Source organism: Micromonospora sp. CA-263727, assembly GCF_050942455.1.
Taxonomy (GTDB): domain Bacteria; phylum Actinomycetota; class Actinomycetes; order Mycobacteriales; family Micromonosporaceae; genus Micromonospora.
Window position 1 is genome coordinate 1,179,368 of the sequence record NZ_CP192031.1, and the last position, 16,668, is coordinate 1,196,035.

A 16,668-nucleotide genomic window follows, 5' to 3' on the forward strand; every position below is an offset into this window, starting at 1 on the left:
CCGCTGCGGCGCCTGCCGGGGCACCGGTGAGAGTGGTTCTCTTGTCTTCCATCATCGCCGAGCGTCGCCGGTGCTTCGTCATGGCCGAGCCTACGCGCCGGTAACAACACCTGAACCGTGGCCGTTATTCTTCAGTCTGCGTGGTGGGCGCCCAGGTGACGCTACCGACTGCGCATGATAGCGGTGAAGGGGAGGGGCCGGCATGGCCGCAGAACAGTCATTCGACGTGTATCGGTTGCCTGAGGAGCACGAGGCGATCCGGGACGCGGTCCGCGAGGTCTGTGCGGCCAAGGTGGCCCCGCACGCCGCTGAGGCGGATGAGACCGGTGAGTTCCCGAAGGCGTCGTACGACGCGCTGCGCGCCGCCGACTTCCACGCGCCGCACATCCCGGTGGAGTACGGCGGTGCCGGGGCGGACGCGTTGGCGACCGCGATCGTGATCGAGGAGGTGGCCCGGGCCTGCGCCTCGTCCTCGCTGATCCCGGCGGTGAACAAGCTGGGCACCATGCCGCTGCTGCTGGCCGGTTCCGACGAACTCAAGCGCCGCTACCTGACCCCGGTCGCCTCCGGTGCGGCGATGTTCTCGTACTGCCTCTCCGAGCCGGAGGCCGGCAGCGACGCGGCGTCGATGACCACCCGGGCGGTGCGTGACGGGGATCACTGGGTGCTCAACGGCGTGAAGCGGTGGATCACCAACGCCGGGGTCTCCGAGTACTACACCGTCTTCGCGGTGACCGACCCCGCCGCCCGCTCCCGGGGCATCTCCGCCTTCGTGGTCGAGAAGTCCGATCCGGGGGTGAGCTTCGGCGCGCCGGAGAAGAAGCTCGGTATCAAGGGCTCACCGACCCGCGAGGTCTACCTGGACAACGTGCGGATCCCGGCGGATCGGATGATCGGTGCCGAGGGCACCGGCTTCGGCACCGCGATGCAGACCCTGGACCACACCCGGGTCACCATCGCCGCGCAGGCCGTCGGCATCGCCCAGGGCGCGCTCGACTACGCCAAGGGGTACGTCGCCGAGCGCAAGCAGTTCGGCAAGTCGGTCGCCGAGTTCCAGGGCGTGCAGTTCATGCTCGCCGACATGGGCATGAAGCTGGAGGCGGCGCGGCAGCTGACGTACGCCGCGGCCGGCCGCTCCGAGCGCGGCGACGCGGATCTCACCTACTTCGGCGCGGCGGCCAAGTGCTTTGCCTCGGACGCCGCGATGGAGATCACCACGGATGCGGTGCAACTGCTCGGCGGCTACGGCTACACCCGGGACTACCCGGTCGAGCGGATGATGCGGGACGCCAAGATCACCCAGATCTACGAGGGCACCAACCAGGTGCAGCGCATCGTGATGGCCCGCCAGTTGCTCAAGGGCTGACCGTTTCCGCCCGCACTGTTTCCGGCCGGTGGTCACCCGCCCGACACCGGGCTAGGGGTGACCACCGGCAGATCTCCGTTGGGGTCAGCTGGTGGCGTCGTCGCGTCGCGGCAGGCTGCCCGGCGGCGCCGACCAGGGCGAGGCGCTGCCGGTACGCCGGGGCAGCGGCTCGGTCGGCGTCGGGTCCGGGTCGGGGTAGCCCAGGCTCAGCGGCGCGGTCTCCCGTTCCGGCTGGCCGGCCGGCCAGTCGGCCAGGGTCAGTTCCTGCGTGGGTGTCTCGGCCACCGGGGGCGGCGTCGGTTCGGTGACCGGGCGCGGCCAACGTCGCCAGCGCTGCCCACTGAACGTCGCCATCAGCAGCAGCATGCCGACCAGGAAGAGCGTGCCGTTCTGCACCGGCAGCCGCAGTGGCAGCGGGTCGCCGAGGAACTCCCAGCCGCCCGGGATGAGGTCGCGTACCTGGAACGGCGCCACGAACAGCCCGACGTACGGGGTGACCAGCAGCAGCCCGGCCACCAGCGGACCGAGCGGCGAGATGCGCAGCGTGCCGAGCAGGCCCAGCACGATGCCGCCGACAGCGAGATAGACGGCCGGTTCGATGAGGTTGGCCGGGTTGGATGTGCCGATCTCCACCCACCGGTCGACGGTGCCGGCCGATCCGTCCTGCCCGAGGGTGAGCAGCACCCAGGTGACCGGTGCCACCACCAGCCCGGCGAGGAGGCTCCACAGATGTCGCATCCGCGCACCGTACCGTTTCCGACATGACCGAGCACCCCTCCGCCACCCCGCCCGGCAAGCCGACGTCGTACTCACGGGTAACCCTCAGTCGGATCATGACGGCGGTCGACGTGAACCTCTACGGCACGGTGCACGGCGGAGTGCTGATGAAATTCGTCGATGACGTCGCCGGGGCGGCGGCGGCACGGCACAGCGGCGGTACGGCGGTCACCGCGGCGATCGACGAGATCGTCTTCTCCGAGGCGGTCCGGGTGGGTGACCTGGTGCACGCGTACGCCCAGGTGAACTGGACCGGGCAGACCTCGATGGAGGTCGGCGTACGGGTGACGGCCGAGCGCTGGGACTCGGCCGAGGAGGCGCCGGTGCGGGTGGCCACCGCGTACCTCGTCTTCGTCGGTGTCGAGGTGGGCGGCGCGCCGCGCCCGGTGCGCCGCGTGCTGCCCGAGACGGCCGAGGACGAACGCCGCTGGCGGGAGGCGGAGATCCGGCGGGCCCACCGGTTGGCCCGCCGCCACGCCATCCAGGCCCACCGCGCACAGTGAGCCGGGTGTTGCCGAGTGCGTGTTAACAAGGGGCCCCGCTACTACCGCAGGCGTTAACAGGGGGCCCCTCCTTATATCCGGTCACGGCGGTGTGGGATGGGCACATGCGCTGGCCGGGGGCGGGTGCGGAGAATGGCGCTTCGAGGTAGGGCAAGATGGCGCCACGGCCAGCGCACAGCGTCGTGCCGGGCCAGGGGAGGAGTGGAGCAGTGACTGACGTGCTGTGGACGCCGCCGGCGGACGTGCTCCAGCGGTCGCGGATCGGAGCGTACCTGCGCTGGCTGGCCGAGCACCGCGGGCTGGAGTTCGTCGACTACGACGCGCTGTGGCGGTGGTCGGTGACCGACCTTGAGTCCTTCTGGGGCTCGATCTGGGATCACTTCGAGGTCGTCGCGCACACCCCGCCGACGGCCACCCTGGCCGGGCGGGACATGCCCGGTACCCGGTGGTTCCCCGGCGCCACGCTCAACTACGCGGAGAACGTGCTGCGGATGCCCGGAAAGGGCGACGACGACCCGGTGGTCATCGCGCACGGGCAGACCCGCGCGCCGGTGGTGCTGACCGCCGGGCAGCTGCGCGAGCAGGTCCGTCGGGTGGCCGCCGGGCTGCGCCGGCTCGGCGTCGGCACCGGGGACCGGGTGGCCGCGTACGCGCCGAACATCCCCGAGACGTACGTGCTGCTGCTGGCCACGGCGAGCCTCGGGGCGATCTTCTCCTCGTGCGCGCCGGAGTTCGGCACCCGCAGCGTCACCGACCGGTGGCAGCAGACCGAGCCGAAGGTGCTGGTCGCGGTCGACGGCTACCGCTACGGCGACAAGCCGGTGGACCGGCGCGCCGAGGTGGCCGCGATCCGGGCCGCACTGCCGTCGCTGCAACACATCGTGAACATCTCCTACCTTGATCCGGCGGGGAGTGCTGACCACGATCCCGTCTTCGCGTCCCTCGGTGGCGCCTCTGAGCGGGGGACGGCCGCGCCGCAGGGCACGATCTCCTGGGCCGAGTTGGCGGCGGAGACCGACGAGCCGCTCGCCTTCACCCCGGTGCCCTTCGACCACCCGCTCTACGTGCTCTACTCCTCCGGCACCACCGGGCTGCCCAAGCCGATCGTGCACGGCCACGGCGGCATCCTGCTGGAGCACCTGAAGATGCTCGCCCTGCACCACGACCTGGGGCCGGCCGACCGCTTCTTCTGGTTCACCACCACCGGCTGGATGATGTGGAACTTCCTGGTCTCCGGCCCGGCGGTGGGTGCGGCGATCGTGCTCTTCGACGGCAACCCGGGCCACCCCGACCTGGGTACGACGTGGCGGCTGGCCGAGGAGACCGGCACCACGTACTTCGGCACCTCGGCCCCGTTCCTGCTGGCCTGCCGTAAGGCGGGCCTGGTGCCACGCGAGATCGCCGACCTGTCCGCGCTGCGCGGGCTCGGCTCGACCGGCGCGCCACTGCCCGCCGAGGGCTTCACCTGGGTGTACGAGTCGGTCGGCACCGACCTCCAGCTCCAGTCGCTCTCCGGTGGCACCGACGTGTGCACCGGATTCGTCGGCGGGGTGCCGCTGCTGCCGGTGCACGCCGGGGAGATCACCTGCCGGGCGCTCGGCGCCAAGGTGGAGGCCCGGTCATCCGACGGCACCCCCGTCATCGGCGAGCTGGGCGAGCTGGTGATCACCGAACCGATGCCGAGCATGCCGGTCGGCTTCTGGAACGACCCGGACGGCGTCCGCTACCGGGAGGCGTACTTCGACCTCTACCCGGGAGTGTGGCGGCACGGCGACTGGATCACCATCAACTCCCGCGGTGGTTGTCTGATCACCGGCCGCTCCGACGCCACCCTCAACCGGGGCGGCGTGCGGCTGGGCACCGCCGAGTTCTACTCGGTGGTGGAGGGCCTGGACGAGGTTGTCGACTCGGTGGTGGTGCACCTGGAGGACGACGAGGGCGGCGCCGGCGAGCTGTTGCTGTTCGTGGTGCTCGCCGAGGGCCTGACGCTCGACGACGAGCTGCGCAGGAAGATCTGCCGCGAGCTGCGTACCGCCCTGTCGCCGCGGCACGTCCCCGACGAGATCCACCAGGTCCGCGCCGTCCCGCGCACCCTCTCGGCGAAGAAGCTGGAGGTCCCGGTCAAGAAGATCCTCACCGGTACCCCCGTCGACCAGGCCGCCGCCAAGGGCGCCCTCGCCAACCCCGAATCCCTCACCGCCTTCGCCACCCTCGCCCACCACCGCACCCCCACCCCCTGATACCCCCACCCCACCCCTTTCCCTTCCCGCGCCCCGTGCCCGCGCCCCGTGCCCGCGCCCCGCGCCCGCGGCCCGGCGTCGATCATGGAGTTGTGGTGCCCCGCACATGGGGCGAATGCGGCTCAACCGCCCACCACAAGTCCATGATCGACGGGGCGACGGGGCGATGGGGGCGTGAGGGGTGGGTGCGGGCGCGGGGTGGTGGGGGTTAGGGGAGGGTTTGGGTGGTTTTTTCGGTGGTTGTGCGGGTGGGCAGGTGGGTGGGGTCGGGGTGGGCGCAGAGGACCAGGGTGGCGCGGGCGGTCAGGGGGGCCAGGAGCCAGTCGACGGGGTCGGGGAGGGCGTCCACGTCGATCAAGACGCGGGCGCCGGGGGTGATGCCCAGCTCCGCGGCGCGGGCGGTCGCCCGGGCGTGCAGGGCGGCGTGGGTCGGGCCGCCCGGCGGGTACGCCCCGAAGTGGTCGCCGTGCGCGCGGACCTCGGTCACGTAGTCGGCGAAACCGGCCGGCACCTCCCGCAGCGGCAGCGCGAACGGGTGCAGCGCCAGGGCGTAGCGGTCGCCGGCCGACCAGGCGTCCGCCCCGGTGACCCGGTCCGCGGCGGCGAAGAGCACGTCCACCTCGCCCGGCTGCTCGACCACGGTCAATCCGGCGGACCAGCAGCCGAGCAGCACCGCGGCGGTCTGCCAGTGCGGCGGGAGCAACACGGCGGCGGTGTCGCCGGGGCCCAGGGCCAACTCGTCGACGAGCAGGTTGGCCGTCTTGGCCACCCAGTTCGCCAGCGTCGCGCCGGAAAGCTCGGTGCGCTCGCCGCTGGCGTCGTCGTACCAGGTCAGTAGCGGTCGGGTGGGGTCGGGCGCGATCGCATCGGCGAAGACCCGGGCAATGTTGTCGGCCATCGGCGCGAACGATACGCGCCTGTCGGACGTATTCGATGACAGCGACAAGTCGGCGTACCGTCGGGTCGCAGTCAGCGTCCGTACCCGGCTCCGGCGTAGGCTTGCCCGGAGTGTTGTTCCCCACAGTCCCGCCAGCGCAAGGAGTCGCCCCGTGACCGCCGGCAGCCCGCCCCGTGTGCTCATCGACGCCACGAGTGTCCCCGCCGACCGCGGCGGCGTCGGTAGATACGTCGACGGACTGCTCGGTGCACTCGGCAAGGTGTGCGGGTCGGCGGTGGACCTGGTCGTCGTCGGCCTCCGCACCGACCTGGAGCGTTACCGCAGGATGCTGCCAGGGGCGGAGATCATCCCCGCCCCCGCCGCCGTCGCGCACCGGCCCGCCCGGCTCGCCTGGGAGCAGACCGGCCTGCCGCTGCTGGCCCAGCAGGTCGGCGCGGAGGTGCTGCACTCGCCCTTCTACACCTGCCCGTTGCGGGCCGGCTGCCCGGTCACGGTGACCGTGCACGATGCGACCTTCTTCACCGAGCCGGAGCACTACGACAAGTCCCGGCGCACGTTCTTCCGCAGCGCCATCAAGACCTCGCTGCGCCGCGCCGACCGGGTGATCGTGCCCAGCAAGGCGACCCGCGACGAGCTGATCCGGCTGCTGGACGCCGATCCGACCCGGATCGACGTGGCCTACCACGGCGTGGACCATGACGCCTTCCACGCCCCCGGTGACGAGGAGAAGGCCCGGGTGCGCGCCCGGCTCGGACTGGGCGGCAGCAGCTACGTCGCGTTCCTCGGTGCCAAGGAGCCGCGTAAGAACGTGCCGAACCTGATCCGCGGCTGGGCCCGGGCGGTGGCCGACCGGCAGGACCCGCCCGCGCTCGTGGTCGCCGGTGGTCAGGGGCACGACGACGACATCGACCGGGCGGTGGCCGAGGTGCCGTCGCAGCTGAGGCTGCTGCGCCCGGGTTACCTTCGCTACGCCGACCTGCCCGGTTTCCTCGGCGGTGCCCTGGTCGCCGCCTACCCGTCGTACGGCGAGGGTTTCGGGTTGCCGATCCTGGAGGCGATGGCCTGCGCCGCACCGGTGCTCACCACGCCCCGGCTGTCGCTGCCCGAGGTGGGTGGCGACGCGGTCGCGTACACCAGCGAGGACCCGGACCAGATCGCCACCGACCTGGCCGCGCTGCTCGACGACGAGCCGCGCCGGTTGTCGCTGGCCAAGGCGGGCTTCGACCGGGCCAAGGAGTTCACCTGGGAGTCCAGCGCCGAGGTGCACATCGCGGCCTGGTCCCGGGCACGGGCCTGACGCACAACCGGTACGCCCGCTCCGGGCGGTTCGGGCATGATGTCCTAGTGATCTATGTCGTCATTCCGGCGGGTGGCAGCGGCACAAGGCTGTGGCCGCTGTCCCGCGCCGGCCATCCCAAGTTTCTCCATCCGTTCACCGGTACGTCCGCGTCGTTGCTCCAGGCGACGGTGGAGCGGGCGGTGCCGCTGACCACCCCGGAGCGGACCATGGTGGTCACCGGAGCGGCGCACGCCGCGGCCGTGGCCCGCCAACTGAGCGGTCTGCCGGAGGAGAACATCCTGGTCGAGCCCTCGCCGCGGGATTCATGCGCCGCCATCGCGCTGGCCGCGGCGGTGATCGCCGTACGGGATCCGGACGCGGTGATGGGCTCGTTCGCCGCCGACCACCTGATCGGCGACCCGCAGAGCTGGGTGGCCACGGTCCGGGAGGCGGTCCGGGGTGCGGAGCGGGGGCTGCTGATGACCGTCGGGATCACCCCGACCCGGCCGGAGACCGGGTACGGATACCTCCAGACCGGCGAGCCGGTCGGCGACGGCCCGATGCGTCCGGTCGTCGAGTTCAAGGAGAAGCCGAGCGCGGATGTCGCCGAGGCGTACCTCGCCTCCGGCCGGTACCTCTGGAATGCCGGCATGTTCGTCTGGCGGGTCTCCGCCTTCCTCGCCGAGTTGGCCCGCCAGCAGCCCGCCCTGCACACCGGGGTGACCGCCATCGCGGCGGTGTGGGGCACCGCGGAGCAGGACGAGGTGCTCGGCGCGGTCTGGCCGACGCTGCCGAAGATCTCGGTCGACTACGCGGTGATGGAGGGCGCGGCGAGCGCCGGTCGGGTGGCGACCGTACCGGGCGATTTCCGGTGGAACGACGTGGGTGACTTCCACACCCTCGGTGAGGTGCTGCCGGCGGACGCCGACGGCAACGTGGTGCTCGGCGTGGACGCGAAGGCCGAGGTGCTGCTCCGCGACAGCGCCGGCATGGTGGTGGTGCCGCAGTCCGGGCGGCTGGTGGCCAGTGTCGGCGTACGCGATCTCATCGTGGTCGACACCCCGGACGCGTTGCTGGTCTGCCCTCGCGACCGCGCCCAGGACGTCAAGGCGATCGTCGACGAGCTCAAGGCGCGGGGCGAGGACGAACTCGTCTGAAGGCGGCCAGTCCCGGTACGACGAGCCGGGCCGTCCCGCCGGCCAGCGGCTCTGGCAGTTGGTCCGGCGGGAACCAGCCGAGCGCCTCGGACTCCGCGCTCACCCGTTCGACCGCTCCCGCCGGGGCGAACACGGCGAAGCGGACGTCGTGGTGCAGCGAACCGCCCTGGCAGGCCACCGGGTGCACGTCCACGTCGATCGGTGCCGGATCGATGCGCAGGCCGGCGATGCCCGACTCCTCGGTCGCCTCGCGCAGCGCCGCTTCGGCCAGCGTCCGGTCGCCCGGCTCGCAGTGCCCGCCGAGCTGTACCCACCTGTGGAACTTGCCGTGCAGGCAGAGCAGCACCCGGGAGCCGGTCGCGTCGAACACCAGCGCGCTGGCGGTGACGTGACCGGCCCGGTGCTCGCGGCGCATCGCGACCGGTCCGGCGGTCAGCAGGTCGACGGTGCGCTGCCGGGCAGAAGCGGCATCCGGCCCGGTCGGCTCCCATCGGCTCAGCACCGCCACGGCGTCGGCGTGCAACGCCGTCCAGCTGCCCTCGTGGTTAGGAGGGGGCCCTTCTACTACACGAGGCGTTAACAAGGGGCCCCTCCTTTCATCACCGCACAGCGTACGGGGGAAGGTGGGGATCTTGTGGCTGGGTTGGGCTGGGCCGGCGGGCGGCACCCCTGCGGAATTCGTGAGCCGCAGACCCTCGTGGTGCCGCCCGGTCGGCCATCCCCGGGCACCACGGAGACTCGGCACGTCCCGACGTGCCCTGCCCCCGGTGGCACGGGAAGCATGGCGGACCCGACCGGCGGCCGTCGAGCTGTTTCAGCTGAGACTTAAGCGGATGTCGCGGCCCGGGTAGAGTGCAGAGGGTCGCCGGGCGCGCCCCCAGCCGGGCGATGGGGAGTCGTTCCATGCTGAAGATCCATTTCTCCGGCGAGGACATCCTGCGGACCCGTGTGGCTCCGGCGGCCGATCCGGTCTGGGAAGTGGTGCTGAGCCTGCACCTGTTGCCCGGGCAGAGCCGGGACCCGTTGCTGGCCGGCTGGCGGCGCGAGGTCATGCGCGACCTGCGCCGGCAGGAGGACGCCGACAGTCTGCGGTTGCTGTTCGCGTTGAGCCCGCCGCGCGGCTACTTCCCGGATTTCCTCACCCCGTACGAGAGCGTGGGCGGGTTCGAGGCGGGGATGGAGGCGTTGCGGCGCACGCCCGTCGCCCTGCTGCACCGCGATCTGACCCGGCTCGCCAGTGGCCGCCGCCTGCCCGCCACCGCCGCCGCCCTCGCCCGGGGCGAGCCGGACGCGCTGGACCAACTCGCCACGACCATGAGCCGCTACCGCGAGCTGGCCCTCGGCCCGTACTGGCCCCGGGTCCAGGCGGCGGTGGAGGCCGACCGGGCGCGGCGGGCGCGGGCCGTGCTCGACGGTGGCATCCAGGGACTGTTGACCAGCCTACGTCCGGGTGTGCGGTGGGAGTCCGGCGTGCTGGAGATCCCCAACTACCCGAACAGCCGTGAGCTGTACCTCCAGGGCCGCGGCCTGCTGCTGGTGCCGTCCTTCTTCTGCGCGGTCACGCCGGTGGCGCTGGTCGACCCGGAGCTGCCCCCGGTGCTGGTCTACCCGGTGGACCGGCTGGGCGGGTTGGCGCCGGCGGAGCCGGGGGCGCCCGACGCGGGGCGGGAGGCGCTGGCCGCCCTGCTCGGGCGCACCCGTGCGGCGGTGCTGGCCAGCACCGAGGACGGCAGCAGCACCGGGGAGCTGGCCCGCAGGCTGCGCATCTCACCGGCCGCCGCCAGCCAGCACACCTCCGTGCTGCGCAACGCCGGCCTACTGGTCAGCCACCGTGACCGAAACACCGTCCTACACACCCTCACCCCCCTGGGCCGCGCCCTCCTCACCCCCTGATCCACCGCACCCCCGCCCCCGCGCTGTTGAGCAAGGGAGGCGTGGGGGCCGGCATGGGGTCGTCGGTGGCGGTGACGCAGGGTCTCTGTCCCGCCGAGTTCCCGGACGCGCACTCTAGAGGGCGAGGGTGGCGGCGGCGGTGGTGGCGGCGGGCGGGGGGAGGAGTTGGGAGGGGACTTCCGCTGCCGCCAGGGCGGTGCGGAGGCGCTGGACGTCGGCACCGAAGCGGACCAGTTGGACCGGACCCACCGGGGTGGGTGGGGAGCAGAGCACCAGGGCCCGGGCCCCGGCCGGCCAGCCGGGCACGGTGGCGACCAGTGCGGCGCGTACGTCGTCGTCGGCGACCTGGGTGAAGACCGTGCCGGGGGCGATCACGTCGGCGACCGCGGCGATCGCCCGGCCGACCACAGCCGGGTCGGGCACGGCGCTGCCCGGGTGGTCCGGCAGCGTGGCGGCGGCGGCGAATCCGGCCGCCCTCGCCTCGGCGGTACCGAGTGAGAACAGGTCCATCGAGGCGTCCCGGACCAGGACCCGCGCGCCCTCGCCGTCGGCCGGCAGTGGTGCGGTCAGGTAGCCGCGGACCACCGCCACCGGCATCTGGTCGCACTTACCCTTGATCAACTCGCCCGCTCCGGCCAACTCGTCGACCACCGCCATCTGGGTCAGCGTCAGCTCGTTGCCGTACGGGTCGACCTCGCCCCGGTGGTCGCGGATGGCGTCCATCCCCGCCACGCCGAGCGCCACGTCGGTCAGTCCGTTGCGCCAGGGCCGACCCATGGTGTCGCTGACGATCACCGCGACATCCACGCCGTACCGCTCGCGGAGCCCGGCGCGCAGCGCCCGCGCCGAGGCGTCCGGATCCTCGGGGAGCAGCACCAGCCGGGTCTTGTCGACGTTGGAGGCGTCGATCCCGGCCGCGGCCATCACGAAGCCGTGGCGGGTCTGCACGATCCGGGTCGCGCCCCGGGCGGCCACCACCCGGACGGTCTCCGCCGCGAGTACCTCGTCCCGGGCGGCCTGCCGATCCGGGCCGTCGGCCGGCACGTCCACCAGCCGCCCCTCCGCCTTCGAGACGATCTTGCTGGTCACCACCAGCACGTCGCCGTCGCGCAGCCAGGGCGCCGCGGCCCCGATCAGCGCCGTCAGGTCGTCGCCCTCGGTCACGTGGCCGATGCCGGGCACCGGCAGGATCTCCAGCCTCACGTCAGCTCCACCGCCGCGCGGACCATCGCCGCCGTCGCCGCCTCGTCGGTCATCCGCAACGGCACCGCACGGACGGTCACGTCCGGCACCAACGTCTCCGTGTCCTCCTCGGCGACCAACCAGCCGTCGAGCAGACCCCCGGTGGCCCGGCTCCCGTACAGCCGACCGACCCCGGCGGCGCTGCACTCGACGCCGAGCACGGCCAGGCAGCGGTCGGCCATGCCCCGCACCGGCGCACCGCCGATGATCGGCGACACGCCCACCACCGGGGCGGGCCCCTCCGCCACCGCCTCCCGCAGCCCCGGCACGGCCAGGATCGGCGCGATGCTGACCACCGGGTTGCTCGGCGCGACCAGCACCACGTCGGCTCCGGCGATCGCCTCGGTCACGCCGGGTGCCGGCTTGGCCGCCTCCGCGCCGACGAATACGAACCGGTGGGTCGGGATCTGCGCCCGGTGCCGTACCCACCATTCCTGGAAGTGGATCGCCCGCTGCCCGTCATCGACATCGATCACGGCGTGCGTCTCCAGGCGGTCGTCGGTCGCCGGCAGCAGGCGTACGCCGGGCTGCCAGCGCTTCGCCAGCGCCTCGGTGACCTGGTGCAGGGGATAGCCGGCGTCCAGCATGGTGGTGCGGACCAGATGGGTGGCGATGTCCTTGTCGCCCAGCCCGAACCAGCTCGGCTCGGCCCCGTACGCGGCCAGTTCTGCCTTGACCGTCCAGCTCTCGCCGACCCGGCCCCAGCCGCGCTCCGGATCGGCGCCGCCGCCAAGGGTGTACATGACGCTGTCCAGGTCCGGGCAGATCCGGAGCCCGTGCAGGCGCAGGTCGTCGCCGACGTTGACCACCGCGGTCACCTCGGCGCCCATCTCACGGGCGTACGCCCGCACCCCGAGCAGGAACCGGGCACCGCCGATTCCCCCGGTCAGAACCACGATGCGCATCCGCCCATCCTCGCCTACGTGACGCCTTCGGCGGCGCGCCGCCCGGAGAGACTAGGCTCACGTCGGCATCTGTCCGCTTTCGCCTCAGGGAGAGCTCGTGACCAGCCCCGCCGAGCCACCGCCTAACGACCCGACTCCGGCCAGTCAGGTGACCCGACCGCTGCGCGAACTCGCCGCCACGGTGCTGCTCGGCGCGAACGCCGTCTTCCTCTTCGTCGGGCTGATCCGGCTGCTGGCCCCGCAGGGCCCCTACAGCACGGTGACCGGGCGCGCCGGCAGCTCGTTCTTCGCCTTCATCGGGGTGGAGGCGATCGTCCTGCCGGTGTTGGCCGTGCTGCTGGCGACCCACGTGGCTCCCGTCGTGCCGAGGGCGAAACCGATCACCCAGGTGGCGCTCGTCCAGTACGCGGCCAGTGCCGTGCTCGGTGGACTGACGCTGCTGGTCTGGATGGTCGGTCGACTGGCCGAGGCGCAGGTCTTCGACGCCATGACGGGCGTGCTCACCCGGACCGCCTGGGTGGCGCTGTTCGGGGTGGCCGTCTACGTGGTCTGGACGGTCTGGCAGCGGCTGTACCACGTGCCCCGGCCGAAGCCGGAACCCGGCGTGTACGGCACGCCGCAGCCGGGCTGGCCGCCGCCGGGTGGGCCGGGGCAGTCCGGTGGCCACCCCGGCACCGGCCAAGCCGGTCACCCGAGCGGCGGCTGGCCGACGGTGGGCCAGCCGAGCGGCTGGCCGGGCGGCGACCAGCCCACCGGCCACGCCACCAACTTTCCGGTCCCCGGCCAGCCCGGTGGCTACCCGGGTTCGGGTCAGGCTGGCGGCTTTCCGGTTCCCGGCCAGGGTGGTGGCTACCCGGGCTCGGGCCAGGCCGGTGGCTTTCCGGTTCCCGGGCAGGGTGGTGCTGCCGCCGAGGAGGGCCAGTCCGCCGGGTGGCCGGTGGCCGGCCAGGCGCCGACCCCGGCCGCCGGACCCTCCTCGGCCCCACACACCTGGCCGCCGCACGGTCAGCCGGCGGTGCCGCCGCAGCCGGCGGCACCCCCCTCGCCGCCGTTCGGGCAGCCCGCCTCGGCCGACCCGACCCAGACCATCCCGCGGCAGAGCGCCGATCCGACCCAGACCATCTCACCCGAGCACGCCGATCCGACCCAGGCGATTCCGCGGCCCGACGGGGACGCCGACCGGACCCAACGGATCGATCCGGGCGAGAACCCGGCCTGACCGGCAGCGCATAGGCTGAGCGGATGGTTGATCGGAGCGAGCCCGCGCCGGGCGAGGCGGGCGTACGGCGGGCGCTGCGCCGGGCCGCCGCCGGGCGGGCGCTCGACGTCGACGAGGCGTCCACCCTGCTGACCGCCCGGGGCCCGGCCCTGGACGAGCTGCTCGGCATCGCCGGGGCGATCCGCGACGCCGGGCTGCGTGACGCCGGCCGTCCCGGCGTGGTGACGTACTCGAAGAAGGTCTTCATCCCGCTGACCCGGCTGTGCCGGGACCGTTGCCACTACTGCACGTTCGCCACCGTGCCGCACCGGCTGCCGGCGGCCTTCCTCGACCGCGACGAGGTCCTCGCCATCGCCCGGGCGGGTGCGGCGCAGGGCTGCAAGGAGGCGCTGTTCACCCTCGGCGACCGGCCGGAGGAGCGCTGGCCGGTGGCCCGGCAGTGGCTGGACGAGCGGGGTTACGGGTCCACCCTGGACTACCTGCGCGCCTGCGCCGTGGCGGTGCTGGAGGAGACCGGGCTGCTGCCGCACCTGAACCCGGGCGTGCTCTCCTGGTCGGAGTTGCAACGGCTCAAGCCGGTCGCGCCCAGCATGGGAATGATGCTGGAGACCACCGCGAGCCGGCTCTGGTCCGAGCCGGGGGGCCCGCACTACGGCTCGCCGGACAAGGAGCCGGCGGTGCGGCTGCGGGTGCTCGACGACGCCGGTCGGGTCGGCGTCCCGTTCACCACGGGCATCCTGATCGGCATCGGCGAGACCCCCGCCGAGCGGGTGGACGCGATCTTCGCGATCCGGCGGGCGCAGCGGGAGTACGGCCACCTCCAGGAGGTGATCGTGCAGAACTTCCGCGCCAAGCCGGACACCGCGATGCGCGGCATGCCCGACGCCGAACTGCACGACCTCGCGGCGACCGTGGCGGTGGCCCGGGTGCTGCTCGGGCCGAGGGCCCGCATCCAGGCGCCGCCCAACCTGATCGCCGGTGAGTACGACCTGCTGCTGCGGGCCGGCATCGACGACTGGGGCGGTGTCTCCCCGGTGACCCCGGACCATGTCAACCCGGAACGCCCCTGGCCGCGGCTGGACGAGCTGGCGGCGCGTACCGCGGCGGCCGGCTTCACGCTGCGTGAACGGCTGACCATCTACCCGGAGTACGTCCGGGCCGGCGAGCCCTGGCTCGACCCCCGCCTGCTGCCGCACGTCGGGGCGCTGGCCGACCCGGCGACCGGGCTGGCGGTGGAGTCGGCCCGGCCGGTGGGCCGGCCGTGGCAGGAGCCCGACGAGACCTACGGCGGGCGGACGGACCTGCACGTCACCATCGACACCACGGGGCGTACCGAGGATCGGCGGGGCGACTTCGACCACGTCTACGGCGACTGGTCGGAGGTGGCCGCCAAGGCAGCCGTACCGCCGGCGCGAGCGGGCACTGGCGACGGCCCGGCGGCGGAGGCGGGCCGGCCGGTCGGCGGCGGCCAGGGGGCGGGCGCGGGTGACGCCGACCTGCGGGCCGGGCTGCGGCTGGCCGCCGACAACCCGGCGGCGCTGCTCGAACCCCGGCACGCCGACGCCGCGCTGGCGCTCTTCGGCGCGGACGGCCCGGCCCTGGACGAACTCTGCCGCACCGCCGACGAGCTGCGCCGGACCGCCGTCGGCGACGACGTGACCTATGTGGTCAACCGGAACATCAATTTCTCCAACGTCTGCTATGTGGGCTGCCGGTTCTGCGCCTTCGCCCAGCGGGAACGCGACGCCGACGCGTACCGGCTCTCGGTGGCGCAGGTCGCCGACCGGGCGCAGGAGGCGTGGGAGGCCGGTGCCAGCGAGGTCTGCCTCCAGGGCGGCATCGACCCGAAGCTGCCGGTGACCGTCTACGCCGACCTGGTCCGGGGGATCAAGGCGCGGGTGCCGGAGATGCACGTGCACGCCTTCTCTCCGATGGAGATCGTCACCGCCGCCGCCAAGGCCGGCGTGCCGGTACGGGAGTGGCTGGCCGGGCTGCGCGAGGCGGGGCTGGACACCATCCCGGGCACCGCGGCGGAGATCCTCGACGACGAGGTGCGCTGGGTGCTGACCAAGGGCAAGCTCCCGGCCGCCGCCTGGGTCGAGGTGGTCAGCACCGCCCACGAGCTGGGCATCCGGTCCAGCTCCACGATGATGTACGGCCACGTCGACCACCCTGGACAGTGGCTGGCGCACTTCCGGGTGCTGGCCGGGGTGCAGGACCGGACCGCCGGGTTCACCGAGTTCGTGGCGTTGCCGTTCGTGCACACCAACGCCCCGATCTATCTCGCCGGCATCGCCCGGCCCGGGCCGACCTGGCGGGAGAACCGGGTGGTGCACGCGATGGCCCGGGTGCTGCTGCACGGCCGGATCGACAACATCCAGTGCTCCTGGGTGAAGCTGGGTGACGCGGGCACCGCCGAGTTGCTCCGCAGCGGCTGCAACGACCTGGGCGGCACGCTGATGGAGGAGACCATTTCGCGGATGGCCGGCTCGGGCAACGGGTCGGCGCGTACCGAGGAGCAGTTGCGGGCCATCGCGACGGCGGCGGGACGGCCGGCTCGTAAGCGGACGACCGCGTACGGTCACATTGGCGCTTAGTGTCGAACCTTCGCGCGCCGCCGGCCGTACCTGTCGATGCCGGCGGCGGTAGCGGCGAGGACCGCCGCCGGCACCCCTCCCGGGGGCCGGCGGCAATCGGTCCGACCCCCGTCCGCTGTTGCGGGCGCGTCCGCGCCGCCGCTGGAAAGGTTGCCCATGAGAACTGAACCGCGCAAGCGACGTTGGCCGAAGCTGACCCGGCGTCAGACGCTGACGGCCGCGGCCAGCGCCACCCTCGGTGCCGCTACGCTCGCGGTGACGGGTCTGTCGGTCGCCGGTGAGCGTGGCGGTAACGCGGCCGGGCTCGATGAGACGATCGTCGTGCACCTGCGCGACGCCCGCAACGGCACGCTGGATGTCTTCGTCGGGGAGTCCCGCCTCCAGGTGCGGGACAAGGACCTGGCCAACCGGCTGCGCAAGGCTGCCGCCCGGCGCTGAGCCGGCGACCATCCCGAGTCTGCTCCGCCACCTCGGCCGATCTTCGGTGCGCTGCCCGTCGGCGCGCCGGTCTCCGTCAGCGGCGCTGAGCGTTTCCGTCGCCCCGTGGTAGCCGAACGGGCCGGCGTTCTCCGGCCCGGCGCGGGCTCTCGGC

The 16,668-nt window shown here is 73.1% G+C and carries 14 protein-coding genes; 9 read left to right on the plus strand and 5 right to left on the minus strand.

Translation table 11 applies throughout. From position 1 onward, the window contains the following. Positions 1–202 precede the first annotated feature (202 nt). Positions 203–1,366 (plus strand): acyl-CoA dehydrogenase family protein, encoded by a 1,164-nt coding sequence (locus ACQPYA_RS05485; protein ID WP_433531549.1) that lies wholly within the window; start codon positions 203–205, stop codon positions 1,364–1,366. 84 nt (positions 1,367–1,450) lie between these two features. Here ACQPYA_RS05485 and ACQPYA_RS05490 read toward each other — a convergent pair whose 3' ends face one another. Beyond that, a complete protein-coding gene (locus ACQPYA_RS05490) occupies positions 1,451–2,104 on the minus strand; it encodes a hypothetical protein (RefSeq protein ID WP_433531550.1) in 654 nt (217 codons plus the stop codon). 23 nt (positions 2,105–2,127) lie between these two features. On the opposite strand from ACQPYA_RS05490, the gene ACQPYA_RS05495 reads away from it, so the two are divergent. Together ACQPYA_RS05495 and ACQPYA_RS05500 are read left to right on the plus strand one after the other, a co-directional pair. Continuing rightward, entirely contained in the window at positions 2,128–2,646 is a 519-nt protein-coding gene (locus ACQPYA_RS05495) for an acyl-CoA thioesterase (RefSeq protein ID WP_433531551.1), read from the plus strand. A gap of 209 nt (positions 2,647–2,855) precedes the next feature. After that, the gene (locus tag ACQPYA_RS05500; RefSeq protein ID WP_433531552.1) at positions 2,856–4,886 is read left to right on the plus strand and encodes an acetoacetate--CoA ligase; all 2,031 of its coding nucleotides are present in this window, start codon (positions 2,856–2,858) and stop codon (positions 4,884–4,886) included. A 208-nt stretch (positions 4,887–5,094) separates the two neighbouring features. Here ACQPYA_RS05500 and ACQPYA_RS05505 read toward each other — a convergent pair whose 3' ends face one another. After that, positions 5,095–5,784 (minus strand): TIGR03089 family protein, encoded by a 690-nt coding sequence (locus ACQPYA_RS05505; protein WP_433531553.1) that lies wholly within the window; start codon positions 5,782–5,784, stop codon positions 5,095–5,097. 151 nt (positions 5,785–5,935) lie between these two features. Between ACQPYA_RS05505 and ACQPYA_RS05510 the strand changes: the two genes are divergently transcribed. Together ACQPYA_RS05510 and ACQPYA_RS05515 are read left to right on the plus strand one after the other, a co-directional pair. Then, on the plus strand, positions 5,936–7,081 hold the full coding sequence (locus ACQPYA_RS05510) for a glycosyltransferase family 4 protein (RefSeq protein WP_433531554.1): 1,146 nt from the start codon (positions 5,936–5,938) through the stop codon (positions 7,079–7,081). Between the two features lie 47 nt (positions 7,082–7,128). Next, complete coding sequence (locus ACQPYA_RS05515) at positions 7,129–8,220, plus strand: mannose-1-phosphate guanylyltransferase (RefSeq protein ID WP_433531555.1); 1,092 nt, start codon at positions 7,129–7,131, stop codon at positions 8,218–8,220. Here the strand turns inward: ACQPYA_RS05515 and ACQPYA_RS05520 are convergent. Beyond that, positions 8,189–8,803 (minus strand): NUDIX hydrolase, encoded by a 615-nt coding sequence (locus ACQPYA_RS05520; protein ID WP_433531556.1) that lies wholly within the window; start codon positions 8,801–8,803, stop codon positions 8,189–8,191. The genes ACQPYA_RS05515 and ACQPYA_RS05520 overlap by 32 nt on opposite strands. Positions 8,804–9,123: 320 nt before the next feature. On the opposite strand from ACQPYA_RS05520, the gene ACQPYA_RS05525 reads away from it, so the two are divergent. Further along, on the plus strand, positions 9,124–10,113 hold the full coding sequence (locus ACQPYA_RS05525; protein ID WP_433531557.1) for an ArsR/SmtB family transcription factor: 990 nt from the start codon (positions 9,124–9,126) through the stop codon (positions 10,111–10,113). A gap of 114 nt (positions 10,114–10,227) precedes the next feature. Here ACQPYA_RS05525 and ACQPYA_RS05530 read toward each other — a convergent pair whose 3' ends face one another. Both ACQPYA_RS05530 and cofD read right to left on the minus strand, forming a co-directional pair. Beyond that, positions 10,228–11,316 (minus strand): coenzyme F420-0:L-glutamate ligase, encoded by a 1,089-nt coding sequence (locus ACQPYA_RS05530; protein ID WP_433531558.1) that lies wholly within the window; start codon positions 11,314–11,316, stop codon positions 10,228–10,230. Further along, on the minus strand, positions 11,313–12,260 hold the full coding sequence (gene cofD, locus ACQPYA_RS05535; protein WP_433531559.1) for a 2-phospho-L-lactate transferase: 948 nt from the start codon (positions 12,258–12,260) through the stop codon (positions 11,313–11,315). Before cofD ends, ACQPYA_RS05530 begins: the two co-directional genes overlap by 4 nt. 97 nt (positions 12,261–12,357) lie before the next feature. Here cofD and ACQPYA_RS05540 point away from each other — a divergent pair, with 97 nt between their 5' ends. The 3 genes from ACQPYA_RS05540 (at position 12,358) to ACQPYA_RS05550 (ending at position 16,514) form a co-directional block, all read left to right on the plus strand. Beyond that, entirely contained in the window at positions 12,358–13,479 is a 1,122-nt protein-coding gene (locus ACQPYA_RS05540) for a hypothetical protein (protein WP_433531560.1), read from the plus strand. A gap of 23 nt (positions 13,480–13,502) precedes the next feature. Further along, positions 13,503–16,076 (plus strand): bifunctional FO biosynthesis protein CofGH, encoded by a 2,574-nt coding sequence (locus ACQPYA_RS05545; RefSeq protein WP_433531561.1) that lies wholly within the window; start codon positions 13,503–13,505, stop codon positions 16,074–16,076. A gap of 156 nt (positions 16,077–16,232) precedes the next feature. After that, on the plus strand, positions 16,233–16,514 hold the full coding sequence (locus ACQPYA_RS05550) for a hypothetical protein (protein ID WP_433531562.1): 282 nt from the start codon (positions 16,233–16,235) through the stop codon (positions 16,512–16,514). The last annotated feature ends 154 nt before the right edge of the window (positions 16,515–16,668 follow it).

Excerpts from the sequence above, each read along its gene's own strand:
- ACQPYA_RS05545 (WP_433531561.1), top strand. The coding sequence starts at position 13,503 with ATGGTTGATCGGAGCGAGCCCGCGCCGGGCGAGGCGGGCGTACGGCGG.
- ACQPYA_RS05490 (WP_433531550.1), bottom strand. The coding sequence starts at position 2,104 with ATGCGACATCTGTGGAGCCTCCTCGCCGGGCTGGTGGTGGCACCGGTC.
- ACQPYA_RS05525 (WP_433531557.1), top strand. The coding sequence starts at position 9,124 with ATGCTGAAGATCCATTTCTCCGGCGAGGACATCCTGCGGACCCGTGTG.
- ACQPYA_RS05495 (WP_433531551.1), top strand. The coding sequence starts at position 2,128 with ATGACCGAGCACCCCTCCGCCACCCCGCCCGGCAAGCCGACGTCGTAC.
- ACQPYA_RS05550 (WP_433531562.1), top strand. The coding sequence starts at position 16,233 with ATGAGAACTGAACCGCGCAAGCGACGTTGGCCGAAGCTGACCCGGCGT.
- ACQPYA_RS05505 (WP_433531553.1), bottom strand. The coding sequence starts at position 5,784 with ATGGCCGACAACATTGCCCGGGTCTTCGCCGATGCGATCGCGCCCGAC.
- cofD (WP_433531559.1), bottom strand. The coding sequence starts at position 12,260 with ATGCGCATCGTGGTTCTGACCGGGGGAATCGGCGGTGCCCGGTTCCTG.
- ACQPYA_RS05485 (WP_433531549.1), top strand. The coding sequence starts at position 203 with ATGGCCGCAGAACAGTCATTCGACGTGTATCGGTTGCCTGAGGAGCAC.